Genomic DNA, 24,503 nt, shown 5'->3' on the forward strand with positions numbered 1-24,503 from the left:
GAGGACATTATGAAAATTAAAGAAAAGATATTAGACTATATTTCATCTAAGGACTATACGCCAGTTACTTCTGAAGAGCTTTGTATGATTTTTGATATTGAGCCAAAGTACAGAAGAGACTTCGTTAAGGTCCTAAATGAATTGGAAAAAGAGGGTCATGTTTTAAAAACCAGTAAAGGTAAATATTTACTTCCTTCTTCTGAAAATGCATTTAAAGGTACTCTTCAAGGAAATAAAGCAGGTTTTGCCTATTTTATTGAAGAACACGGAATAATAGATGATGTATATATATCAAAAAGTGATTTAAATGGAGCTGGACATCTTGATATTGTGCTTATAAGAGTCACTAAAAAAGCTCGTGGAGATAAAAAGGCCGAGGGCGAAGTCTTAAAGATTATTCAAAAAAACAATAAGCCCATTATAGGAACTTATGTCCACGGTAAAAACTTCGGATTTGTAATTCCTGATGATACTAGGTACGGATTTGATTTATTTATCAGTAAAGGGGACAGAAACGGTGCAAAGACAAATGATAAAGTCGTTGTTAAAGTTAAAGATAAAGCACCAAAGGGAAAGAACCCTGAAGGCATTGTTACTAATATAATAGGAAATATCAACGAAAAGGGAGTAGATATAACTTCGGTGGCAATGGAATTCAATTTGCCATTTGAGTTTTCAAATAAAGTATTAAATAGGGCAAGGGAAATTGAAAATGAGGTTTCTCCTCATGAAATCGAAGAAAGAACGGATTTTAGAGAACTTTTTACAGTTACAATTGATGGAGCTACTGCTAAGGACTTCGATGATGCCATTTCAATAGATAGAAAAGATGACAATTACATCCTATACGTCCATATTGCAGATGTGGCTCATTATGTAACCAAGGGTTCAGCCTTGGATAAGGAGGCCTATAGACGTGGTAATTCGGTGTATCTTTTAGACAGGGTTATTCCGATGCTTCCAAAGGAATTATCCAACGGTATCTGTAGTTTAAACCCTGATGTAAATAGACTTGCCATAACAATAAAAATGGAGATAAATAAACGAGGTAAGGTTGTAGACTACAAGTTTTATGAATCGGTGATACGTTCTGATTATAGGCTGATATATAGTAATGTCTCCGACATTATCGAAGGCAAAAATGATATCTATGAAGATCCTATCCTAAATGATAAACTGTCTATTATGACGGAACTATTTGAAATTCTTAGGGAAAAAAGACAGTTAAGAGGTAGTCTTGATTTTAACTTTACTGACCCTGAAGTAATTCTTGGACATGATGGACGGGCAATAGATATTATTCAAGAAGAGCGTAGGGTAGCCAATAGAATCATAGAAGAGTTTATGATTGTAACTAACGAGACTGTAGGAAGTCATTTTGGATTTATGGAGGAGCCATTTATATACCGAATACATGAGGAACCTTCTGACATAAAAGTTGAAGAGCTAAAAAGAATGATAAAAAAGTTTGGATACTTTATCAAAGGGCAGGATATTCATCCTAAAGATTATCAATCCATTTTAAAGGAAGCGGAAGATAAACCGGAGGAGCCACTTGTGTCCATGATGTTACTTAGGTCAATGTCAAAGGCGGAGTATTCTCCTTATCCAGAGATGCACTTTGGATTAGCCAGTATGTTTTACACCCATTTTACCTCTCCTATAAGAAGATATCCAGATCTCTTCATTCATAGAATTTTAAAGAATTTTTTGAGAAATAGACGAAATACTAATAATGTTAATGAATATATGAGATTTCTTGAAAATGTGAGCAAACATTGCTCAATGACTGAAAGAAGAGCTGAAGATGCAGAAAATGAAGTGGAAAATATGAAGATGGCCGAATATATGGAACAAAATATTGGCAAGAGATTTGATGGAATAGTATCCGGTTTAACAAAATTTGGTATATTTGTAAGATTGGATAACGGTGTTGAAGGACTTGTATCCTTTGTACAGATGACTGATGATTTTTATACTTTCAATGAAGATTCTTATATTGTAGTGGGAGATAGTAGAAATAAGATTTATAGTCTTGGTCAAAAAGTAAGAGTTGAAGTAATCGATGCAAGTAGCATAAAGCGCCAGATAGATTTTAAGTTTGTGAACGGTGATTTAAGAAATGAATACAAAGCTGTTAGCCAGCAACAAGAAAGCTAGGCATGAATATTTTATAGAACAGGAATATGAGGCAGGAATTGTCTTAAAGGGAACTGAAGTTAAATCCCTACGACAAAGAAAAGTGTCCATAAAGGAAAGCTTCTGCCAGATTAGAAATGGAGAAGTTTATATTTACGGAATGCATATTAGTCCCTATGAACAAGGTAATATTCACAATGTGGATCCTGTTAGAACAAGGAAGTTGCTTCTTCATAGAAGAGAAATTAATAGACTGATTGGAGCGACAAAGGAAAAAGGATATACCCTAATACCCCTTTCCATATATTTAAAGGATGGACTTGTTAAAATTCAGCTGGGATTAGCTAAAGGTAAAAAAATCCACGATAAAAGACAAAGTATTGCTAAAAGGGATTCTGAAAGAAGAATACAACAAGCTCTAAGAAGAAAGTAACAATTTCAAAGTTTTTTCATAGTACAATAAAAACTTGGAAAAATTCGGTTCATAAGTAACTGACATTTAACTAAAAAACCTGAAATCCACAGTATCTAAAAACTTAGGATTTCAGGTTTTTATCTTCGAACTAGATTCTTAAATTTTATTTAATTAAGGTTAGAGTACTGTAGTTAAAGTCCTTTGGATTAACTACTACAGTTGTGAACTCTTCATAATATACCATACCAGGTCTTGCTCCCTTAGGTTTGTTTACATTCTTTTTATAAGTGTAATCCACAGAAATATTAATTTCTTCAGATATAGAACTATATTTAGCAGCTAAGTAACAACCATCAAGTATGTCTTCTTGTGAAATATTATCATTTCTAAGAATCACATGGGAGCCGGGAACATCTTTAACATGGATGAAAATATCCTCTTTATTTGCCAACTTTAGAGTTATATAATCGTTTTGAAAATTGTTTTTCCCTACATAAAAATGCTTGTTTCTACTATTGGTAAAGTGTAGTGGCGTAGACTTCTTGGAAACCACTTTTTTTGTTTTTTTACGTGATTTCTTTATATAACCCTGTTTAGACAACTCGTCCTTAACTTCTTCCGCCTCTGAATCTGTTTCGATTTTTTTTAAGGTGTCTAGAACTTGGCTAAAATATCTTATTTCCTCTTCTATCTTAGGTATTTGAACTTTTAATAGTGTAGCCGAAGTTTTCAGTTTGCTATATTTCTTATAATACATTTGGGCGTTTTGCCAAGGACTTTTTTTTATATCCAATGGTATAGATATCTTCTTTAAATTGGGATCATAGAAATTTTCTAGAACAATTTCTTTAGCTCCCCTGTCAATACTGTGAATATTTGCAGATAAAATATCCCCATAGGTTTTGTATTTTTCTCTATTTTCTGAAGTTTTCTTTTCTTCCAATAACTTAACTAATTTCTTTTGGTTTTTATCTAATAAGTTATTTACCTTTTTTGTTAAAACAGAAACCTTTTGTGAAACCTTATCAGAAAGAAAAGTCTCTTTATAATATTCTTCTACAGCCATAGAAGTGGATGGTTTTTCAATAAAATCACTAATAAGATGATTTAATTTAATACAATGAAAATCCAGTATATCCCCGTTTTCAGTTCTATAGATGCCTGAATTAAAATTATACAAATTAATATCTGATGATATGTTGGAGAAGGAGTTATCTAACCTATTCAAATCTTCAGAACTTAAATCTGATGATTTCTTTTCGCCATCTATCTTGGATCTAAATAAGACTTCCTCGCCCAACTCTGGTGAAAATCCTGTATAATTCATGTAAAAAAATCTTCTCATCTTAAGATTCTTTTGGCTAAGCTCAATTATTTCTGAAGGCTTTTTAAACTCTTTAGTTATATCTACCTTATCATCTTCCAAATACTTATAATCTAACCCTGGAAGAATTTGTCTAACCCTAGAGATATCCGCATTAACCCTTGTGATAGAGTCGATAATATTTGACTTTTCTCTTAGGATAATATTAGAATACTTTCCCATTACTTCAATTGTAATGGTCTTTATAATGCTATCTCCCAATTCATTTAAAGAAGATATATTGATATTTACAACACGGTCTAATCCCAGTTGTTCAATGGAATGGACTATGCCACCTTGAAGATGTTTTCTAAGCAACATACAGAAATTTGGTGCTTGCAAAGGATTTTGTCTATCAATATTTGAAAGCAACATTCGAGGTTTATTACTGGATGCATCCAATAATAATTTATAATTTTTTCTATTGTTGTATATTTGTAAAACTATTGTCTTATTTTCTGGTTGATTGATTTTATTAACCTTACCACCAATTAAATTTTTATTTAATTCTTTTACTATGGCTCTAGTTACAACACCGTCAAAACCCATAATTACCTCCTTAAAAATTTCATTAAAGGTATGTTTATTCTTAATTTCATTCGTAATAAGATTATAACACAGGTATTATATGTGGATATGTGCTTTTAACAAAGTCAAATATAATGTTTTAAATATTACGAAATTGTAATAAGTTATTGAATTAGACGGGTAAGTATTATAGAATGATTGTAAAGCAGAGGTGGAAGTATGATTTATTCAATGACAGGTTTTGGTAGAGCTACAAGAGAAGTAGATAATTATTCTATTTCAGTAGAAGTCAAAACAGTTAACAACAAATACTTAGATGTTCAAGTTAAAAATCCACATTTTTTAAATTTTTTAGAAGAGGATATAAAGAAATTCTGTAGGCAAAATTTGGGTCGTGGACGTGTGGATGTCTATATTAGGGGAATAAAAAAGGAAAAGAACATTTCAAATCTTTCCTTCGATGAAGGCTTGGTGTTAAATTATCTCGATGCTGTAAAAAGGTTAGAAGGAAGAACTGAACAAAAATTTGAAGTAAGTCTAAATGAAATTTTACAGTTGGAGGGAGCTTTAATAATCGAAGAGGGTGAAGATGACGATGAAACTCTTAAGAAACTAGTATTACAGCTAATGAAAGAGGCCTTGGAATCTTTGATTAATATGAGAAGAATTGAAGGAAATAATATTTCATCGATTATTATAGAGCAGCTTAATGAGATTTCCTCAATTGTAGAAAATATCTCTAAACTGGCTTCTTCCTCACAAGAAGAATACAAGGAAAATCTTCTTTATAAATTAAAAGATATCTCAAGGGATATTTCTAAATTAGATATGGACAGGATATATTTGGAAGTGGCACTCTATGGTGAAAGATCAGATATTACTGAGGAAATTGTTAGATTAAAGTCCCATATCGACCAGTTTTCAAACACCTTAAAAAGTGATTGTCCAATGGGAAGAAAACTTGATTTTATTATTCAAGAGATGAACCGAGAGGTTAATACGATCTCTTCAAAATCGCCGAATAAAATAATTGTTCAACATTGTATCGATTTAAAGACAATTATTGAAAAAATTAGAGAACAAGTACAAAATATAGAATAGGGGGAGAATATGAGAGATGGTTTTTTAATGGTTTTATCAGGACCTTCAGGTGTTGGAAAGGGTACGGTTTGTGAAGCGCTTTTAAAGGGAAGAAAGGATATCAAATATTCTATTTCTGCGACTACTAGAAAAAAACGTCCCGCTGAAGTAGATGGTGAAAATTATTACTTTTTATCACTGGATGAATTTAAAACTCGAGTTAGACGGGATGAGTTTATTGAACATGCAAAGGTTCATGGTAATTTTTATGGTACTCCTAGAAGTTATGTGGAAGAAAATATAGATAATGGGAATATAGTTATCTTGGAAATTGATGTTCAGGGAGCACTACAAGTGAAGAAAAATTTCCCAGGAGCTGTATATATTTTCCTTCTTCCGCCGGATTTAAAGGAACTTAGAAATAGAATTGAGAAAAGGGCAACAGAGGATGAAGATACTATTAATTTGAGGATGCATAATGCTCAAAAGGAATTATCTTTCATAGATAAATACGATTATGCAGTTATCAATGACAAGGTTGAAGACACAGTTCATAAAATTGAATGTATAATTGAAGCAGAAAAATTAAAAGCAACATATTTAGGAGAGGTGAAATAATGATAAATCCATCATTTAAAGAATTAGAGAGAATAAATAGCAGTAGATATGCAATTTGTGTTATAACAGCAAAGAGGGCAAGAAAGCTTATTGAGGGTTCAGAACCTCTTATCAAGACGAAAAGTAAAAGTCCTGTTACAATTGCGCTAAATGAGATAATGGAAAACAAAGTTACCTATAACAAGGATGATAAGGACAAATAGATGAAAAAGAGAATTTTACTTGGTATCACAAGTGGAATTGCCATTTATAAAATATTGGACCTTTGTTCCAGACTTGTAAAAGAAAACTATGAATTGGAAATCATCATGACAGAAAATGCAACAAAGATGGTTTCACCACTGGTATTTGAGACCATAGGAAGATGTAAGGTTCATACGGATATGTTTCACAAAGGTCATCATGGAGAAGTAGAACATATTGAACTTGGGAAAAGAGCTGATATATTCGTTATAGCTCCTACGACTGTAAATACTCTAGCTAAAATTGCAAATGGAATAGGAGATAATCTTTTAACTTCAACTGTTTTAGCATATGATAAACCGATTGTACTGGCTCTTTCTGCAAATACCAATATGATGGAAAATCCTGCTACTTTAAGTAATATTAAGGTCCTTGAGGAAAGGGGATTTCAATTTATTGAGCCAAAAACAGGGTTACTGGCTTGTAATACTATTGGTAGAGGAAGACTTGCAGAGCCCTTTGAAATATTTGAAAGGATTGAAGATTATTTCGAGACTAAAGATTTAAAGGGTAAAAAAATTCTAGTTACTGCTGGGCCAACTAAGGAAGATATTGATCCTGTGAGATTTATTACAAATAGATCCAGTGGCAAGATGGGTTTTGCCATAGCAAAAAATGCTTACCAAAGGGGAGCAGAAGTTGTTTTAATATATGGAAATACATCTTTAGAACCGCCTATAGGTCCTGAAGCAATCAAAATTTCCAATAATGAACAGCTTAAAAGTGAAATAGAAGAGAGATTTGACTCTATTGATTGCCTTATAATGGCAGCGGCACCTTGTGATTTTAGGGTAGAAAACTATTCTATTGATAAAATAAAAACTAAGGACAAATTGATTTTAAATTTAATTGAGAACGAGGACATTCTTAAATATTTTGGTAAAAGAAAGACCAATCAGAAAATTATAGGGTTTGCCGCGGAAACTTTTGATCTATTAGAAAATGCAAAGAAAAAATTGATTTCTAAAAACTGTGATTATATTGTAGCTAATGATGTTTCTTCGGAAAAATCTGGATTTGATGTTGATGACAACAAAGTCTCTATAATTTGCAAGGATAATATATATGATCTTCCTTTACTACCAAAGAAGGAAGTTGCTAAGAAGGTTTTAGATTTATTATTATGATTGCAAATATAGTATTAGAAAGCAAAACCAGGGTATTGGATAGACTGTTTAGTTATCTGGTACCAGATAATATAAAAAACTCTATTGAAAGGGGAACTAGAGTAATAGTTCCCTTTGGATTAGGAAACACAAAGAGGTTGGGAATAGTAGTAGAGTTAACAGAAAAGCCTCTAATTGATATTAAGCTAAAGGAGATATACAAATTAGTAGACGATGAGCCTTTAGTTTCTCAAGACTTAATTGAAACAGCATTGTTTATGCGAAGAAGATATCTTTCGGACCTATCTTCTGCTTTTCAGCAGATTTTGCCACCGGGAAATTGGAAGGATTTGGAAAAATTACTATATTTAAAGGAAGATCCTTCTAGTATGGAAATTGAAATTTTTTTTCGAACTCCTAAATCCGTTGAGTCTGCAATAGATAAATTTGGAAAAGAAAGGATAGAGGATTTAGTAAAGAATCATATCCTAGTAGAAAAATACGATATTAAAGGAAGGGTTAAGCCTCGGACTATAGAATATTATTCCATTAATAAAGAATTAAGAGATGGTGTCAGCTTGTCAGGTGCTCCAGTTCAAGAAAAGATTTATAAATTTATCTTAGAAAATGGACCTATGGATAGAAAAAGTATCCTGATGAATACTGGAGGAAACTCTTCAAGTTTAAAGTCGCTTGTTAAAAAAGGCATATTAGAGGTTGAGACAAAACACTACTTTATAGATTTTTCCAAGGAGTTTTCCAAGTATGAAAAGATAATGCTTAACTCTCAGCAACAAAGTGTTTTAAATGAAATCCTCAACAATGATAAAAATAGGTTTTTAATTCACGGTATTACTGGAAGTGGTAAAACAGAAATATATTTGCAAATTGTAGAATCCATGTTAAAAGAAGGAAAATCATCAATTATTTTAGTTCCTGAAATATCTTTAACACCTCAGACGATTGAAAGATTTTCTGGTAGGTTTCCAAATAAAGTTGCCGTGCTACATTCTAAACTAACACAAAGGGAGAAGTTAGAACAATGGCAACAGATTAAAAATGGAACTTTTCCGATTGTAATTGGTGCAAGGTCTGCAATATTTGCTCCCGTAAAGAATTTAGGGGCCATTATCATAGATGAGGCCCATGATTCCAGTTATATTTCTGATAGGAATCCAAAGTATATAACTAGAGAAGTAGCGGAAATGAGATCTGACATTTTAAATTCTAAATTAATCCTAGGCTCTGCTACTCCTGACATTGAAAGTTATTATTTGGGAGAAAGGGGAGTCTATGAAATTCTGACCTTAAATAAGCGGGCAACTTCTGGAACTTTACCAGATGTTAAAGTGATAGATATGAGAGAAGAATTAAAAAAAGGGAATATGTCTGTGATAGGTGAAGATTTGTATGAAGCTATAGGTGATAATTTAAAGGCTAAAAAACAGACTATTTTATTTTTGAATAAAAGAGGACACACTTCTTATGTTTTTTGTAGAAGATGTGGATTTGTGATGAAGTGTGACTCCTGCGATGTATCTATGACCTATCATAAGTCCAAAAATATTTTGATCTGTCATCAATGTGGCAGGACTGGTCACAAGCCTTTGACTTGCCCAAATTGTTCAAGTAAGTATATAAGAGAATTTGGAGCGGGAACTGAAAAAGTGGAAGAATTTTGTAGAAAAGAGTTCCCGGATGCAAGGATTTTTAGAATGGATGCGGACACTGTAAAGACAAGGGATCAATATTTAAGGGTTTTCCAGGATATGAAATCAAATAATATAGATATATTAATAGGTACTCAGATGATAACTAAGGGTTTTGATTTTCCTAATGTAACTTTGGTAGGGGTCATTGCTGCAGATCTAAGTCTAAATATTGGAAGCTATAAGGCTTCTGAAAATACTTTCCAGCTCATTACCCAGGTATCGGGAAGGGCAGGAAGAGGTGATTATAGGGGGCAAGTCTATATTCAGACCTATAGACCTGATGACTATTCTATAGTTACGAGTAGCGAGCAAAATTTCGATGATTTTTATAAAATGGAGATTGACTTTAGAAGAAGATTTAAATATCCTCCATTTTATAAGATATTTAGTATCAATATATCTGGTCTCAATAGAATTGCAACTAGACAGAAACTGTTTACTTTGCAAAGCTATATTCAAAGTGAGTTTAGGGCTGAAAAAATAAGAGAAGTTGAAACAATAGGACCAAATCCTTGTCCTATTTCAAGGATAAATAATAGATATAGATTTTATAGCTATTTTAAATACAACAAGAATGAAGAAAGAATAAAAGACATATTTAAAAAGGTCCTTATCGACAACAAATATAAAGTTGATTTAGAAGGATATAAATTGAGTTTGACTTTTGATCCAACTAATTTTATATAGAGGAGATGGAGGTTATTATGGCCATTAGAAAGATTAGGATCGAGGGAGATCCTATTTTAAGAAAGAAAGCTAGAAGAGTAGAAAAGATAGATGAAAGAACACTAGAGATATTGGCGGATATGGAAGAAACCATGAAGGATGCCAATGGTTTGGGACTTGCAGCCCCACAAGTGGGAATTTTAAGAAGACTTGTAGTAGTGGATATGCAAGATGGTAAGGGCACAATGAAGATGATAAACCCTACTATTTTGGATAAATCTGAGGAGTTGCAGGAAAATTTAGAGGGATGTCTGTCAATTCCTGGAAAGTCTGGGCTGGTGGATAGACCTAAGAATTTGGTGTTAGAATATACGGATGAAAATGGCAAATTAGTCAAATTGGACTGTGATGAATATAAGGCTGTTTGTGTTTGTCATGAGCTGGATCATTTAGATGGTATCTTATATCCTGATTTGGCAAAGGCAATGTATGATAATGACGAGCTTGAAAAGCTTGAACAGGAAGATATGAATGAATAGGATAAAGGTTGTATTTTTAGGGACTCCTGAATTTGCAGTTGCATCTTTAATAGCTATTAGTCAAAGAGAAGATATTGATATTCCTCTAGTTATTTCGCAAGTTGACAGAAAAAGAAATAGAGGAAAATTAAGTCCAACTCCCGTAAAAGAATTTGCTATTAGTAAAGGTTTAGAGGTTTTTACTCCAAAGGATATAAATAGTCAAGAAAGTATCGATAAAATTATGGAAGTTAATCCAGATTTTCTCGTAGTTGTTGCCTATGGTCAGATAATTGGTGATGAATTATTAAAAAAATATCACCATAGGATATTAAATGTCCATTCTTCACTGCTTCCAAAGTATAGAGGAGCAGCACCTATAAATTGGGCTATTGTAGATGGAGAAAAACAATCGGGAGTAAGTGTTATGTTAGTGGAAAAGGGCCTTGATACGGGAGATGTATTGTTGAGAGAAACAACATCCATCGGTGAAGATGAAACAGCAGAACAACTCCATGATGAATTAATGGAACTAGGTGGAAGAGCAATTGTTGAAGTGTTAGTGAACTTTGACTATTATTATGAAAAAAGAATGCCTCAAAATGAGAAGGATGCATCATATAAGGGTATATTAAAAAGAGAGATGGGAAAAATTAATTGGAATGAAACATCTCTTGAAATTTATAATAAATTTAGGGGTTTTTACCCTTGGCCAGGTAGCTTTTTTGAATACTTTGACAAAAAGGTTAAAGTTTTGAAAATGAGTTATGTTTTAGAAAATCATGATTTAATACCGGGACATGTAGAAGAGGTTGGCCCTGAATATATTAAAGTCGCTAGCAACGACGGCTTTATTTTATTAGAGGAAATACAATTTCCTAATAAGAAAAAAATGTCAGTTAGCAGTTTTCTTAGGGGAAATAGCTTTGAAAAGAATATCGATTTAGTCTAGGAGGAAAAATATGTATGGTAATCTAGTTCCCTATTACGGGGATGGATCCTGGATGATTTTGGTTTTTGCCGCTATGATTTTGGGCTTGATAGCACAAGCAAAGATTAAAAGCACCTATGCGAAATATAAGGAAGTACAAAATAGCAAAAGAATTACTGGAGCCCAAGCTGCAAGATATATTTTAGACCGTAACGGTTTACAAGATGTGAAGATTCAATCTATTAATGGAGAATTGACGGATCATTATGATCCGACTCAAAAGGTCATTAGGCTATCACAAGATGTGTACTCTGGGGATAGTGTTTCTGCAGTGAGTATAGCCGCCCATGAAGTGGGCCATGCTATTCAACATGGACGAGGATATTCCTTTTTGAATTTTAGAAATGCCTTAGTACCTGTGGTAAATATAGCGTCGAGATCTATTTACACTCTATTTATATTAGGGATATTCTTTGCCCCTATATTTTTGGATATTGCTATAGCTATATTTGCTGTAACTGTGTTATTTCAAGTAATAACCTTGCCTGTAGAAATAAACGCAAGTTCAAGAGCTTTAAACAACCTAGAAGAAGGGATTTTACAAAGAGAGGAACTTGGTCAAGGAAAAAAAGTTCTCTCTGCCGCTGCAATGACATATATAGCTGCCGCATTATTCTCCATCGCCCAACTTGGCAGATTGCTACAAAGAAGAAATAGATAATATGAATGAGAGAAACTTTGCAGTAGATGTTATTGTAAAAATCAAAAATGGAGGATATTCTTCAGAATTATTAGAAAAAACTCCTGAAAAATTAAATCTTGCTTTGGTTAGACAATTTGTGTATGGTGTGGTGGAAAATGAAATACTATTAAATTGGATAATTGAAAAATATCTTGATAATCCGAGTAAAAAGCTTCCCTTAGTTGTAAATACCATATTGGAATTAGGTATATATCAAAAGTTTTATTTGGATTCAATTCCACCATACGCAATAACAAATGAGGCATTAAAGTCCTGTGAATACTTTAATATGAGTAGATATAAAAGTTTAGTAAATTCTATTTTAAGAAATATAGATAAGGTAGATGTCAAGGCTAAAATATCAAAAATACCTTCTGTAAATGAGAGATTGAAGTTGGAATATTCAGTAGGGGATGATTTTTACTCATTTTTGTCAAGGGACTATAAGGTTAAAACTATTAGAAAAATTCTTGAATCCTACAAAAATGTTCCAGATTTTGTAATTCGTATAAATAGATTAAAATCCAGTGCTGATCATTTAAAATCAAAGATTGAAAGTCTTCATTATCAGGTTGAAGAACATGATTTTTTAGATAATGCATTGATAGTAAAAAATCCAAAGGGTATTTTTGAAACTGACTTATTTAAAGATGGTCTTTTCACTGTTCAAGGTGGAGGATCTATTTTGGCAAGTCTGGTTTTAGGGCCTAAAACTGATTCCAATATTCTCGACATATGTGCTGCTCCAGGAGGAAAGACATGCCATCTTTCGGAATTGACAAAGAATAGTGGAAAAATTTTGGCAAATGACTTATATTCTCATAAAATGAAAAAAATACGGGAAAACGCCCATAGATTAGGTTGTACTAATATTGAATATGATAATTTTGACGCAAAAATATTTCAAAGGGAATTAGTGGAATCCTTTGATTATATTTTGCTTGACGCTCCATGCTCTGGATCAGGAATTGTTGGGAAAAATCCGGAAATAAAAATAAAGAGGACAGCTACAGACATCTATTCATTAATAAAAACCCAGAGAACAATAATGGAAAATTGTATAAAGTATCTAAAGATTGGAGGTTACATCGTCTATAGCACATGTAGCATTTTTAAAGAGGAAAATGAAAATCAAAGAGATTTTTTCCTTGAAAACTACAAAAATATTCAAGGTGTTAACTTCGAATACAGAAATAATTCAATACCCTATCTTTCATTGATGCCCTATGAAAAAGGCACGGATGGATTTTTCATTTCGAAGTATAAAAAACTTAGTAAGTAGTATGTTATAATGATGTAAGATAATATGTCTAAAATTATATACAATAATTTAAGTCGCGAAGATTTAGCAAGACAAATGCAAATTTTAAATATTCAAAAATTTAGAGGTAATCAAATTTTTGAAGGAATTCATAATTTGCTTTATAATAATTTTGGGAGTTTTACAAATTTATCAAAGGATTTAAAGGATTGCCTAAATAAAAATGGTAAGATTCTACAAATTGAGCTACTAGACAAATTTAGTTCAAAATTTGATAGTACGACAAAATATCTTTTTGAATTAGAAGATGGTGCTTTGATTGAAACTGTATTAATGAAGTATCCTAATAGAAACACATTGTGCATTTCATCTCAAGTAGGTTGTAAAATGGGTTGTAAATTCTGTGCTTCTACTAAGGCAGGATACGAAAGGGATTTGCAAGTTGCAGAACTTCTAGAACAGGTATATTTTGTTTCAAGGTTTGAAAATCTAAAGATTAATAATGTTGTTTTGATGGGAATAGGTGAACCTTTAGACAACTACGAAAATGTCGTTAAATTTATTAGGTTAATTACAGATGAGCGGGGCTATAACCTTTCAATAAGGAATATAACCCTATCTACTTGTGGCCTTGCACATAAAATGGATATGCTTGCGGAGGAAAACTTGCCTATCAATTTAACTATTTCTCTTCATAATCCCTTCGATGAAGAAAGAAGCAAGATTATGCCAGTGAATATTAAGTATTCCATTGATGATATAATGAAAAGTGCTAAAAACTACTTTGATAAAACTGGTCGAAGGGTAAGCTTTGAATATACCTTGATAAAGGGGATAAATGATAGTAAGCGCCATATTGAAGAATTGGAGAGGTTGTTTAAGGGTGGAAACTTTCATTTAAATTTAATTCCCTTAAATGCAATTGATGAATTTGGAAAACCTAGTACCGATTATAAGGATTTAGAATCCTTTAAAAACAAATTGGTTAAAAGGGGAATCAATACCACTATAAGAAAGAGTATGGGTAAAGATATTGAAGGAGCTTGTGGACAATTGAGATCCCAAAGAAATAAAAAATAAGGAAGTGATGTTTTGAGTTATTTTTCTGCCACCGACATTGGTTTACAAAGAAAATTAAATGAAGATTACTATGATAATTACATAGATAGTGATATAGCCTTGCTAGTTGTAGCAGATGGTATGGGAGGGCATAATGCTGGAGAGATTGCTTCCGAATTAGCTGTAAAGTCCTTTATATATTACTTTAAGGAAAATTTTGAAAATTGTAAGGATATCACAAGTTTTTTAACGGATTGTGTCAACTATTCCAATGGAATAATTTTTGAAGAATCCAATAATAACGAAGAATTATCTAATATGGGTACTACAATTGTTTCTGCATTAATCTATGAGGATTACTTATATATTTTAAATGTAGGAGATAGTAGAGCCTATTTAAAAAACTCCTTTGGCTTTAAACAGGTCTCTAGAGATCACTCTTTAGTTAATGACTTACTTCTATCAGGAACCATAACTGAGGAAGAGGCAAAAAATTATGGTAGAAAAAATGTTATAACAAAGAGTTTAGGGGCGGAAGAAAGAGTAAAACCAGATATTACATCTTTGGAGATTCATGAGGGAGACATTGTACTTTTATGTACTGATGGTCTAAACTCATTAGTAGCAGATGATGAAATTGAAGAGATAATATCTAAAGATTTAAGCTTGGAAGAAAGAGTGTTTGAATTAATCGACTTGAGCCTTGAAAGAGGCGGTCACGATAATATCACGATTTCACTATATAAACATAAGGGGGAAGAATGATGATAGGTCAAACTCTCGGAAATAGATATTTAATAGAAGAAAATATCGGTATTGGTGGAATGGCCGTTGTCTATAAGGCAAAGGACAAATTACTGAATAGATATGTTGCCATAAAGGTATTGAAAGATGAATTTATGGATGATGATGAGTTTCTTAAAAAGTTTGCAATGGAAGCTCAGTCAGCCGCTTCCCTCTCCCATCACAATATAGTTTCTGTATACGATGTCGGAAATGCTGTAGTCAATGATCAAAGATACAACTATATTGTTATGGAATATATAGACGGTAAGACTCTAAAGGATTTGATAAATGAAGAAGGTCCTTTGGAACCTGAGTTTATTGCAAATATTGGCTTTCAAATAGCGTCAGCTTTAGAAGCGGCCCACAAGAATGGTGTAGTGCATAGAGATATAAAACCGCATAATATCTTAATTGATAAGGATAATACAGCTAAGGTTACAGACTTTGGGATTGCAAGGATTTCATCTTCTGCAACGATAACTTATACATCTACAGTCTTGGGAACAGTTCACTATATTTCACCAGAACAAGCTAAGGGAAAATTCATAGATAAGAAATCTGATATTTATTCTTTGGGAGTTGTTCTTTATGAGATGGCAACTGGTAGAGTTCCCTTCGATGCTGAAAATGCTGTAGGTATAGCACTAAAACATATCCAGGATCAGTTAATTGAACCAAATAGTATCAATTCCCAAATCCCTAAGGGACTTAATGATATCATTTTAAAAGCCATGGATAAGGATCCTAACAAGAGATTTAATTCTGCTACAGAAATGAAGATGGCCCTTTTAAACTTTAGAAATTTTAAAAGGGACGAAGAAGATAAATTTGATAAAACTGAAAGAATAGGCGTTGTAAAAGAACAGGATTTAAATAAGGATAAAAAAGAGGAAAAGGCGGTATACAATATGAAAAAAGAAGAAGAGCCAGAGGAAGAAGAAAAAAAGGGAGGTTTCTTCACAACCTATATACTTCCTATTATCCTTGCACTATTGGTGGTAGGTGGATCCATTTTTGCCTATAAGTATTTTAATGGTGATATTTTTAAATCGAAATCCATAAAGACACCTCCTCTTATTGGAATAGATGTAGAGGCAGCTCAACAACAACTAGATGATTTAGATTTTGATTTAAAATTAAAGGTTATGGGAACAGTTGAATCAGATCAAAAAGAAGGTCTGATAGTTGAACAAAATCCAGAAAGTGGCACTGAACTGGAACGAGGAAAAGAGATAGAAGTTTACGTAAGTGGTGGAGAAGAGGATATAATCCTTAAAAACTTTACCAATTGGAAAAAGAACGATGCAATATCTGCTTTAGAAGATTTAGGTCTTCAAGTTGAAATAAAAGATTCATTTAGCGATAACTTTGATGAAGGTTATGTTATAAGTCAAAAACCTGGAGCTGGTGAACCGGTTAAAAAGAACTCAACTGTTGAATTAGTTGTTTCGAAGGGTAAGGAAGATGACACTGTTCCTATGATAAATGTTACAGGAACGAATGTACAAAAAGCCACACAAAAACTTGCAGATATTGGATTAAAATATAATATTGAAGAAATTTCTAGTGAAACCATAGACAAGGGCGTAGTAATAAGTCAAAGTGTGGACAATGGAGTTATGGTTAAAAAGGGTTCTCTTGTCACATTGGAAGTAAGCTCAGGTCCTAAAGAAGAACCTACTGAACCGGAGACAAAACCAAGTGATACTACTCCGACTAATAAGACTGTATCCTATACCTTTAGAATAAGGGTTGCAGACATCTCGCCAGGACCATACAATGTTAGAATTGAGAAGATTGACGGCGATCGAGAAATAAATGTCTACAATAGACAATTGGATACTGCTAGAGGCGATGCCAACATTACTTTAAATGTAAAACAAGGTGAAAGCTATAATGTCTATGTAAATGACGAAATATATAGTGGAGAGACCATAGAATAATGCCTAAGATAGTCAAGTCCCATAGGGGAATATATTATGTTGAAAAAGACGGTAAAGTGTATCTTTGTAAGGCAAGAGGGTTGTTTAGGAACAATAATGTAAAACCGATAGTTGGAGACGAAGTTGATATTTCAATAAATGAAGATGGAACTGCTTACATTAATAAAGTTTATGACAGAAAGAATCAACTTCTTAGACCTCCAATTTCGAATGTTGACCAGGTTCTTGTTATTATGAGCCTCTCTTCACCAGATTTAAATTTATATCTCTTGGATAAGTATTTACTCATGCTAGAGCTTTCTAGTATAGAAACTAAAATTATCTTTAACAAAATAGATTTAGTTGATGAGGAATATAGCAAAAGAGTCAAAAGTATTTATTCCGAGATTGGATATGATATATATTTGAATTCTAATATAAAAGATAATAGCGAAAGATTCTTACCGCTGTTTAAAAATAAGACCACAGTGGTGACAGGACCATCGGGAGTGGGAAAATCTACAACTTTAAATAGGGTGTTTTCCCACTTTAATTTTGAGACTGGGGAGATAAGTACCAAGTCTTCAAGGGGGAAACACACCACTAGACATATAGAAATTTCAAGGATTGATAAGGATAGTTATGTAATAGACACACCGGGTTTTTCAGCTTTATCCTTAGATTTTCTAGAGAGTGAACAAGATGTGTCCTATGGATTTAGGGAATTTCAAAAATATAGTACTTCTTGTAAGTTCAATAATTGTGTTCATGAAAATGAACCTGCATGCGCTGTTAAAAATGCCATAAGAGAAAATAAGATAAGTAATTATAGATATGAGAACTACTTAAGAATTTTAAGAGAGTTTAAAAATTTAAGGGGGTATTAATGAGTTTTCTTGCACCTTCGCTACTTTCAGCGAATTTTTACAATCTTTCAGAACAACTGGATCTTTTAAAGGAAAATGAAATTGAATATTTACATCTAGACGTTATGGATGGTAATTTTGTTCCAAATATCTCATTTGGACCAGGAGTGATAAAAACTTTAAGAAAGAAGTATGATTTTATATTCGATACACATTTGATGATTGATAGACCAGAAAATTTCATTGAAAGTTTTAAAGAAGCGGGATGTGATTATATTACCATACATTACGAGGCAACTAAGCATCCTTTAAGGGTCTTACAACAGATAAGGGAAATGGGTTTAAAAGCAGGGATATCTTTAAATCCTGGAACTCCAATTGAAGTATTAGACTATCTTTGGGATTATTTGGATTTGATTTTAGTAATGACCGTAAATCCTGGTTTTGGAGGTCAAAGTTTTATAAATTCACAGATTTCTAAAATTGAAAGAATTAAAGACCAAATAAATATTCACAACCCAAGGATACTTCTAGAAGTTGATGGAGGAGTAAAAACCACAAATATTGACAATCTATTGGATCTAGGAATTGATTTATTTGTCTCTGGTTCTGATGTATTTTCTGAAGATTTAAATTTGATGCAGGAAAAACTTAATAAATACAATAAAATTTTAAGGAGTGTTAATAATGGAAAATAGTAAAAGAAGTACTACTCGATTTGTTACTGAAGCTGGTATTATGTTAGCTCTCACCTTTATTTTAAACACATTTAAGCTAATGGAACTTCCTCAAGGAGGGTCTATAACCCTAGGAGGTTATGTACCACTATTGATTTTTGGCTTTAGATGGGGTTGGAAAAAGGGTATTGTATTAGGAGCTCTTTATGGTTTATTGGATTTTGCATTAGATCCGTTTTTCTTAAATCCATTACAATTTATTTTAGACTATCCTTTAGCATATGCTATGTTAGGATTAACAGGCTTATTTTCAAACAAATTAGAAAATAACGGTAAAGTTAACTACGCAGTTTTAATCCTAGGAACAGTTGTAGCAACATTGCTTAGAATGTTATCTGCAGTTATATCAGGTGTGGTTTATTTCAGTGAATATTTACCTAAGGACAAACCATTTTTTATTGGTTCACTAATCTATAATGGAACTTACACTATTCCAAACATGATAATCGCAATTATTTTAATAATTATTATTTATCCAAGGGTTAAAGACAGATTGTAATGAAGGGAACAATTGTAACGGGAGGCAATTTAATAGATGCCTCCCTTTTGTTAAAATATACGAAGAAATCAGACCTTATAATTGGTGTAGATAAGGGTGTTGAATTATTAGTAAATAATAATATTAGTATGGATTATGCCTTAGGTGATTTTGATTCAATTATAGATAAAAGTCTACTAAAATCAAAGAATATAGAAAAAGTCCTAACTCTAAATCCTATTAAGGATGTATCTGATACCCATGCAGCTGTGGAGCTAGCGATTGAACGTAAGGCTAAAATTATATATATATTAAGTGGGATTGGCAGCAGAATGGACCATACTCTTTCAAATGTCTCACTGCTTAAAAGGTTATATGAGCTGGGGATTGAAGGGTTTATTATTGATAACAATAATAGGATTAGATATGGGAAGAATGTAAACGAAATCGATAGGGAATACGACTATGTATCCGTAATACCCTTAGAAGATGGTGTAAAAGTTACGACAGAAGGATTTTTTTATAAAACTGAACAGTTGAACCTTGAATATTCACAGAGTAGATTTTTAAGTAATGTTTTGAACAAAGGCACTGGTCTTTTAGAAATTGAAGGCAGTGCATTAATTATAGAAAGTAGAGACTAGAAATCTAGAACTAGGAATTTTTCTTTGAAATTGACGGAAAAGTTTTTAAAGACTATGTAAAGAATTGTTGAATCTTTTTTTATTTTGTAATAAAAAAATACCTGTACAGGTATTTTTAATTATAGACTAGATTACCCTTTAAGATACTCTTGCACTTATATGCGAGAGTGTCATTAAAAGTTTTGAGGTCTTTCAACTTTACCAGAACGTAAACATCTAGTACAAACATTTATTTTTTTAGTTTTTCCATCAACTACAGCTTTAATCTTTCTAATATTTGGAGCCCAACTTCTATTGATCTTTCTATGAGAGAAAGTAAGGTTGCTTCCAAATGTTCTGCCTTTACCGCAGATATCGCATTTTCTTGACATTGTTACACCCCCTGTCAACTTTTATTGAATAATAACAAAAGTATTATAACAAAATTAGATTGTCTTTGCAAATTTTATTAAAAATGGTGTAGAATAAAGAGAGGAGTTAAAGGAAACTACTATTGGGTATAATTCAAAGAAGTGACTTATTTACATTAAGACTGGAATAATTTACAATAGTAGTTGTTGTTAATAAGGAGGAATTATGTCAGCTTTTATAAAAAATGAACTTGGTTTAATTAAAATAGATGATCAAGTGATAGCAACTATAGCTAGTGAAGCAGCGATGAAATGTTATGGAGTTGTAGGCTTAGTCAATGCTTCTGCATCTGAAAGTATTTTGACCTTACTAGGAAAAGAAAGTCTTTCTAAAGGTATAATTTTGAAAATTCAAGACAATAAGATTAATATAGATCTTTCAGTAATATTAGAATTTGGAGTTCAAATCGCAGTAGTCTGCGAAAATATAATTGATACTATAAAATTTCAGGTTGAACATGAAACTGGTATCAATGTGGATAAAATAAATGTAATTGTTAGAGATATTAGACTCCAAAATCAGGAGGTTAAGAATGTCAATAATAGATGGTAAACTGCTAAGAAAGATTTTAGCAGGTGTTTACTATAATCTTGATAATCATAAGCAGGAATTAAATAGTTTAAATGTATTTCCAGTTCCAGATGGGGATACTGGTACAAATATGTCTTTGACTTTAAAGTCAGCTTTAAACAATTTGAATCAAACTCAATCTGAAGACATTGGAGAAATTGCAAAAGCTTTCAGCAATGGTTCTCTAATGGGGGCTAGAGGAAATTCTGGGGTTATAACATCTCAAATTCTAAGAGGCTTTTCCCAAGGTATAGGTGAAAATAAAAGTATAGATGTTATAGTGTTAAAGGATATTATGGTAAGTGCATATAAAGTTGCCTATAAAGCCGTTATGCAGCCAACAGAAGGTACTATTTTAACGGTGATAAGAGGCGCTGGTGAATTTGCTCAAGCTAATTATGAAAAATATACTGACGTTGTAGAATTCTTTAAGGATATACTTAAAGAGGCATCTCGAGTTCTAGATACAACTCCAGATCTATTACCTGTTTTAAAACAAGCTGGTGTAGTCGATGCCGGAGGAAGAGGATTGGTTGTGATGCTTGAAGGAGCTTTAAACCATGATAATTTAACTAACTATAAAGACGAAGCTAGTTCTATTAGTCAAAAGACAGAACCTAGCCATCAATCTGAAGTACAAGGCGATATTAAATTTGGCTATTGTACAGAATTTCTAATTGAATCTAAAGATGGGGATTATTTAAACTATAGAAATAAAATTTCTAATCTTGGAGATTGTCTATTGGTGGTAGGAGGAGAAGGTTTAATAAAAACTCATATCCACACTAACAATCCTGGAAAAGTCCTTGAAGAAGCCTTGAAACTAGGTCAATTGAAGGATATTAAAATTGATAATATGAGAATTCAACATTCCCATATTGTAATGGGGCCAGAAGCCGATAAATATCTTGATCCATATAATAATCCAGATGAGACAAAAGATTATGGTTTCATTTCCATTTCTACAGGCGATGGTTTCGAAAAGCTATTTAAAGAGTTGGAAGTGGATCAAGTAATTTCTGGTGGACAAACAATGAACCCTTCTACCGAAACTATATTGGAAGCCGTTAATAAAATTAATGCAAAAGATATTTTCATTCTTCCAAATAATGGAAATATAATTTTAGCTGCTGAACAGGCTAAAGAGCTTTCTGACAAGAATTTGCATGTATTAAAATCTAAGACGGTTCCTCAAGGAGTAGTAGCTTTATTGTCCTTTGATGAGACTAAAAGTCCAGAGGAGAATTTTGAGGAAATGACAGGAGCTTTAGAATCTGTCAGAACAGCTCAAGTTACTTTCTCTGTTAGAGATACAGAACTTGATGGTTTCAAAATAAAGAAAAATGATATCATCGGTTTAGAAGGCGGAAAGATAATTGCTGCAGGCAAGAAATTAAATAAGACAACTTTGGAACTTTTAGAAAAGGTCGTAGATGACCAAACTGGTTTGTTAACTGTTTACTATGGATCTGAAGTGGAAGATAAAATGGTTAATGAGCTTGAAAGAAAGCTACAAAGAGTGTATAAGGACATTGATGTGGAGTTTATCAGAGGGGGACAACCTCTTTACTATTATATAATTTCAATAGAATAATCTTAAAGCCTTACATCTGTAGGGCTTTTTAATTTTAAATTTCAATGTTCAAGTAACAAATCAAAATTTGGATAAGTGATTAAATGAGATTAGATGAAATTAGGGGACTAGGCCCTAAGAAAAAAGCATATTTGAAACTCTTGAAAATTGAAACGGTTGAGGATCTATTGGCTCATTACCCTTTTAGATATGAAGATAGGAGAGAAGTTAAGTCCATAGAGCAAGCCTATGGACAAGAGGATGCTCTTTTGAAATTAGAGATTCTTAATAATATAAACACAAGATATATCGGGGGGCGAAAAAGCATTTCCTCAGTAAAGGCTACTGATGGAACTCATAAAATTGAACTAAATTGGTTTAATCAACCGTATATTTCAAATAATTACAAAGTTGAGGATTGGATATTTGCATTTGGGAAAGTAGAGTCATATAAAAACTTATTAAAGATGACAAATCCAATCGTTGAAGAGAAATTGGGAAACAATCTCGGAAAAATTGTTCCTGTCTATCCTTTGACTAAGGGACTTACTCAAAGGGATTTGAGAAATTTTTTAGAATACACCATAAAGAATTATCCTATAGAGGAGAATTTACCACCATCGATAATAAAAAAATTCGATCTTATGGATTTAAGGCAGGCAATAATTAATATACATTTTCCAAAATCGAAAGCCTTACTGCAAAAAGCATTGTATAGACTAAAATTCCAAGAGCTTTTGATCTATCAACTTTATTTAGATATGAACTATTCTCAAAGTAATAAAAAGGGCATATCCTTTAAGGTTTTTTCTGATATTTATGAATTCATAGAAAAATTACCCTTTAAATTAACTAAAGCTCAAAATAGGGTAGTAAAAGAGATATTAGAGGATATGAGTTCTCCATTTGTAATGAATAGATTAGTTCAAGGGGATGTAGGTTCTGGGAAGACCATTACCGCAGCGATTGGCATTTTAAATGCTTACTTTAATGGCTATCAGTCGGTTTTAATGGCGCCTACGGAGATTCTTGCAACACAGCATTATGAGAGTCTTCGAGATATTTTTATGGGATATGGAATTAGATTGGGGCTACTAAAGGGATCTCTCTCAAAAAAGAACAAGGAGCAAATGGTCTCGGATATACAAAAAGGATTAATTGATATAATCGTTTCAACCCATGCGGTTTTAGAAGATAATGTAACCTTTGAAAATATTGGTCTTGTTATAACGGACGAACAACATAGATTTGGTGTAAAACAAAGGGCGATTTTAACGGGAAAGGGAAATGTTGATACCATAGTAATGTCTGCGACCCCAATCCCTAGAACTTTAGCTTTAGCTAAATACGGTTCATTGGACATATCCACAATAGATCAACTACCAGAAGGTAGAAAAGTGATTGAGACTTATGCTGTAGGAATGGAATATGAAGAACGGATAATGAAATTTTTGATAAAACAGGTCCAAGAAGGTCGCCAATGTTATATTGTTTGCCCATTGATTGAAGAATCTGAAAGTTTAAATCTTACTTCAGTAGAGGATCTATATGGAAGATTAAATGGGAAATATTTTCGAAATATAAAAACTGGACTTGTACATGGTTCATTGAACCCGAGAGACAAGGATAAGGTTATGGAAAGTTTCATTAAAAATGACATTAAAATTTTATTTTCTACAACGGTAATTGAAGTTGGAGTAAATGTACCCAATGCCAACACAATGGTAATATATAATGCAGAACGATTTGGGCTTTCACAGCTTCATCAACTTCGAGGAAGGGTTGGTAGAGGAAAGTTTCAATCCTATTGCATTTTAATTAATTCGTCGAGAAATAAGATTTCAAGACAGAGAATGAGGATTATGGAAAGCACCAATGATGGCTTTTTAATTGCGAAGAAGGATTTGGAATTGAGAGGTTCTGGAGATGTAATAGGTGTGCGTCAATCAGGGGATATGAATTTTAAGTTAGTCGATTTTTTCAGGGATATTGAATTATTTGAAAAAATACAGAGTTTAACTAAAGAAATAGTAGAAAACAATTTTCTTAATACCAAGGAATATCGAGGATTAAGTAGAGAACTAGATAGATATTCCCAGAGTGTTGAAAAAGAAATAATTTTTAATTAAGGAGTA

General features: G+C 32.5%; 23 protein-coding genes. 21 read left to right on the top strand and 2 right to left on the bottom strand.

All coding sequences use genetic code 11. The features are described from left to right. Positions 1-9 precede the first annotated feature (9 nt). Both rnr and smpB read left to right on the top strand, forming a co-directional pair. Positions 10-2,160, top strand: a complete 2,151-nt coding sequence (gene rnr, locus Q1K37_RS04325; protein WP_300409728.1) for a ribonuclease R — start codon at positions 10-12, stop codon at positions 2,158-2,160. Then, positions 2,123-2,572, top strand: a complete 450-nt coding sequence (gene smpB, locus Q1K37_RS04330) for an SsrA-binding protein SmpB (RefSeq protein ID WP_300409731.1) — start codon at positions 2,123-2,125, stop codon at positions 2,570-2,572. The genes rnr and smpB overlap by 38 nt, the downstream gene beginning before the upstream one ends. Positions 2,573-2,717: 145 nt before the next feature. On the opposite strand, the gene Q1K37_RS04335 is transcribed toward smpB, so the two are convergent. Then, positions 2,718-4,466, bottom strand: coding sequence for an NFACT RNA binding domain-containing protein (locus tag Q1K37_RS04335; RefSeq protein WP_300409734.1), 1,749 nt, complete (start codon positions 4,464-4,466; stop codon positions 2,718-2,720). Positions 4,467-4,664: 198 nt separating this feature from the next. Here Q1K37_RS04335 and Q1K37_RS04340 point away from each other — a divergent pair, with 198 nt between their 5' ends. From Q1K37_RS04340 to Q1K37_RS04415, 16 genes are read left to right on the top strand one after another with little or no spacing between them, the layout of a single operon-like run. After that, a complete protein-coding gene (locus tag Q1K37_RS04340; RefSeq protein ID WP_300409737.1) occupies positions 4,665-5,546 on the top strand; it encodes a YicC/YloC family endoribonuclease in 882 nt (293 codons plus the stop codon). A 9-nt stretch (positions 5,547-5,555) separates the two neighbouring features. Beyond that, positions 5,556-6,143, top strand: a complete 588-nt coding sequence (gene gmk, locus Q1K37_RS04345; RefSeq protein ID WP_300409740.1) for a guanylate kinase — start codon at positions 5,556-5,558, stop codon at positions 6,141-6,143. Further along, entirely contained in the window at positions 6,143-6,346 is a 204-nt protein-coding gene (rpoZ, locus tag Q1K37_RS04350) for a DNA-directed RNA polymerase subunit omega (RefSeq protein ID WP_300409743.1), read from the top strand. The genes gmk and rpoZ overlap by 1 nt, the downstream gene beginning before the upstream one ends. Then, entirely contained in the window at positions 6,347-7,513 is a 1,167-nt protein-coding gene (coaBC, locus tag Q1K37_RS04355) for a bifunctional phosphopantothenoylcysteine decarboxylase/phosphopantothenate--cysteine ligase CoaBC (RefSeq protein ID WP_300409745.1), read from the top strand. After that, a complete protein-coding gene (gene priA / locus Q1K37_RS04360) occupies positions 7,510-9,891 on the top strand; it encodes a primosomal protein N' (protein ID WP_300409748.1) in 2,382 nt (793 codons plus the stop codon). The genes coaBC and priA overlap by 4 nt, the downstream gene beginning before the upstream one ends. 17 nt (positions 9,892-9,908) lie before the next feature. Further along, a complete protein-coding gene (gene def / locus Q1K37_RS04365; protein WP_300409751.1) occupies positions 9,909-10,409 on the top strand; it encodes a peptide deformylase in 501 nt (166 codons plus the stop codon). Further along, positions 10,402-11,340, top strand: a complete 939-nt coding sequence (fmt, locus tag Q1K37_RS04370; RefSeq protein ID WP_300409754.1) for a methionyl-tRNA formyltransferase — start codon at positions 10,402-10,404, stop codon at positions 11,338-11,340. Before def ends, fmt begins: the two co-directional genes overlap by 8 nt. A 10-nt stretch (positions 11,341-11,350) precedes the next feature. Next, the gene (locus Q1K37_RS04375) at positions 11,351-12,040 is read left to right on the top strand and encodes a zinc metallopeptidase (protein WP_300409757.1); all 690 of its coding nucleotides are present in this window, start codon (positions 11,351-11,353) and stop codon (positions 12,038-12,040) included. A gap of 1 nt (position 12,041) precedes the next feature. Next, on the top strand, positions 12,042-13,343 hold the full coding sequence (rsmB, locus tag Q1K37_RS04380) for a 16S rRNA (cytosine(967)-C(5))-methyltransferase RsmB (protein WP_300409760.1): 1,302 nt from the start codon (positions 12,042-12,044) through the stop codon (positions 13,341-13,343). 24 nt (positions 13,344-13,367) lie between these two features. Beyond that, positions 13,368-14,402, top strand: coding sequence for a 23S rRNA (adenine(2503)-C(2))-methyltransferase RlmN (rlmN, locus tag Q1K37_RS04385; protein WP_300409763.1), 1,035 nt, complete (start codon positions 13,368-13,370; stop codon positions 14,400-14,402). 12 nt (positions 14,403-14,414) lie between these two features. Beyond that, a complete protein-coding gene (locus tag Q1K37_RS04390; RefSeq protein WP_300409766.1) occupies positions 14,415-15,146 on the top strand; it encodes a Stp1/IreP family PP2C-type Ser/Thr phosphatase in 732 nt (243 codons plus the stop codon). After that, the gene (gene pknB, locus Q1K37_RS04395; protein WP_300409769.1) at positions 15,143-17,110 is read left to right on the top strand and encodes a Stk1 family PASTA domain-containing Ser/Thr kinase; all 1,968 of its coding nucleotides are present in this window, start codon (positions 15,143-15,145) and stop codon (positions 17,108-17,110) included. Before Q1K37_RS04390 ends, pknB begins: the two co-directional genes overlap by 4 nt. Then, a complete protein-coding gene (gene rsgA / locus Q1K37_RS04400) occupies positions 17,110-17,976 on the top strand; it encodes a ribosome small subunit-dependent GTPase A (RefSeq protein ID WP_300409772.1) in 867 nt (288 codons plus the stop codon). The genes pknB and rsgA overlap by 1 nt, the downstream gene beginning before the upstream one ends. Beyond that, complete coding sequence (rpe, locus tag Q1K37_RS04405) at positions 17,976-18,653, top strand: ribulose-phosphate 3-epimerase (RefSeq protein ID WP_300409775.1); 678 nt, start codon at positions 17,976-17,978, stop codon at positions 18,651-18,653. The genes rsgA and rpe overlap by 1 nt, the downstream gene beginning before the upstream one ends. Continuing rightward, entirely contained in the window at positions 18,643-19,191 is a 549-nt protein-coding gene (gene thiT, locus Q1K37_RS04410) for an energy-coupled thiamine transporter ThiT (RefSeq protein ID WP_300409777.1), read from the top strand. The genes rpe and thiT overlap by 11 nt, the downstream gene beginning before the upstream one ends. Next, positions 19,191-19,814 (top strand): thiamine diphosphokinase, encoded by a 624-nt coding sequence (locus Q1K37_RS04415; protein WP_300409779.1) that lies wholly within the window; start codon positions 19,191-19,193, stop codon positions 19,812-19,814. Before thiT ends, Q1K37_RS04415 begins: the two co-directional genes overlap by 1 nt. Positions 19,815-19,987: 173 nt before the next feature. Here the strand turns inward: Q1K37_RS04415 and rpmB are convergent, their stop codons facing one another. Beyond that, a complete protein-coding gene (gene rpmB / locus Q1K37_RS04420) occupies positions 19,988-20,185 on the bottom strand; it encodes a 50S ribosomal protein L28 (protein ID WP_300409782.1) in 198 nt (65 codons plus the stop codon). A 205-nt stretch (positions 20,186-20,390) separates the two neighbouring features. Between rpmB and Q1K37_RS04425 the strand changes: the two genes are divergently transcribed. From Q1K37_RS04425 to recG, 3 genes are all read left to right on the top strand, one after another. Beyond that, the gene (locus Q1K37_RS04425; RefSeq protein WP_300409785.1) at positions 20,391-20,777 is read left to right on the top strand and encodes an Asp23/Gls24 family envelope stress response protein; all 387 of its coding nucleotides are present in this window, start codon (positions 20,391-20,393) and stop codon (positions 20,775-20,777) included. Next, a complete protein-coding gene (locus Q1K37_RS04430; RefSeq protein WP_300409787.1) occupies positions 20,758-22,389 on the top strand; it encodes a DAK2 domain-containing protein in 1,632 nt (543 codons plus the stop codon). Before Q1K37_RS04425 ends, Q1K37_RS04430 begins: the two co-directional genes overlap by 20 nt. Positions 22,390-22,472: 83 nt before the next feature. Continuing rightward, on the top strand, positions 22,473-24,497 hold the full coding sequence (gene recG, locus Q1K37_RS04435; RefSeq protein WP_300409789.1) for an ATP-dependent DNA helicase RecG: 2,025 nt from the start codon (positions 22,473-22,475) through the stop codon (positions 24,495-24,497). Positions 24,498-24,503: the final 6 nt, after the last annotated feature.

This window comes from Lagierella sp. (assembly GCF_029983815.1).
In the GTDB taxonomy this organism is placed as follows: Bacteria; Bacillota; Clostridia; order Tissierellales; family Peptoniphilaceae; genus Mediannikoviicoccus.

Coding starts and splice junctions, on each gene's coding strand:
- rnr (WP_300409728.1), top strand. CDS start 10: ATGAAAATTAAAGAAAAGATATTAGACTATATTTCATCTAAGGACTAT.
- smpB (WP_300409731.1), top strand. CDS start 2,123: ATGAATACAAAGCTGTTAGCCAGCAACAAGAAAGCTAGGCATGAATAT.
- Q1K37_RS04335 (WP_300409734.1), bottom strand. CDS start 4,466: ATGGGTTTTGACGGTGTTGTAACTAGAGCCATAGTAAAAGAATTAAAT.
- Q1K37_RS04340 (WP_300409737.1), top strand. CDS start 4,665: ATGATTTATTCAATGACAGGTTTTGGTAGAGCTACAAGAGAAGTAGAT.
- gmk (WP_300409740.1), top strand. CDS start 5,556: ATGAGAGATGGTTTTTTAATGGTTTTATCAGGACCTTCAGGTGTTGGA.
- rpoZ (WP_300409743.1), top strand. CDS start 6,143: ATGATAAATCCATCATTTAAAGAATTAGAGAGAATAAATAGCAGTAGA.
- coaBC (WP_300409745.1), top strand. CDS start 6,347: ATGAAAAAGAGAATTTTACTTGGTATCACAAGTGGAATTGCCATTTAT.
- priA (WP_300409748.1), top strand. CDS start 7,510: ATGATTGCAAATATAGTATTAGAAAGCAAAACCAGGGTATTGGATAGA.
- def (WP_300409751.1), top strand. CDS start 9,909: ATGGCCATTAGAAAGATTAGGATCGAGGGAGATCCTATTTTAAGAAAG.
- fmt (WP_300409754.1), top strand. CDS start 10,402: ATGAATAGGATAAAGGTTGTATTTTTAGGGACTCCTGAATTTGCAGTT.
- Q1K37_RS04375 (WP_300409757.1), top strand. CDS start 11,351: ATGTATGGTAATCTAGTTCCCTATTACGGGGATGGATCCTGGATGATT.
- rsmB (WP_300409760.1), top strand. CDS start 12,042: ATGAATGAGAGAAACTTTGCAGTAGATGTTATTGTAAAAATCAAAAAT.
- rlmN (WP_300409763.1), top strand. CDS start 13,368: ATGTCTAAAATTATATACAATAATTTAAGTCGCGAAGATTTAGCAAGA.
- pknB (WP_300409769.1), top strand. CDS start 15,143: ATGATGATAGGTCAAACTCTCGGAAATAGATATTTAATAGAAGAAAAT.
- rsgA (WP_300409772.1), top strand. CDS start 17,110: ATGCCTAAGATAGTCAAGTCCCATAGGGGAATATATTATGTTGAAAAA.
- rpe (WP_300409775.1), top strand. CDS start 17,976: ATGAGTTTTCTTGCACCTTCGCTACTTTCAGCGAATTTTTACAATCTT.
- thiT (WP_300409777.1), top strand. CDS start 18,643: ATGGAAAATAGTAAAAGAAGTACTACTCGATTTGTTACTGAAGCTGGT.
- Q1K37_RS04415 (WP_300409779.1), top strand. CDS start 19,191: ATGAAGGGAACAATTGTAACGGGAGGCAATTTAATAGATGCCTCCCTT.
- rpmB (WP_300409782.1), bottom strand. CDS start 20,185: ATGTCAAGAAAATGCGATATCTGCGGTAAAGGCAGAACATTTGGAAGC.
- Q1K37_RS04425 (WP_300409785.1), top strand. CDS start 20,391: ATGTCAGCTTTTATAAAAAATGAACTTGGTTTAATTAAAATAGATGAT.
- Q1K37_RS04430 (WP_300409787.1), top strand. CDS start 20,758: ATGTCAATAATAGATGGTAAACTGCTAAGAAAGATTTTAGCAGGTGTT.
- recG (WP_300409789.1), top strand. CDS start 22,473: ATGAGATTAGATGAAATTAGGGGACTAGGCCCTAAGAAAAAAGCATAT.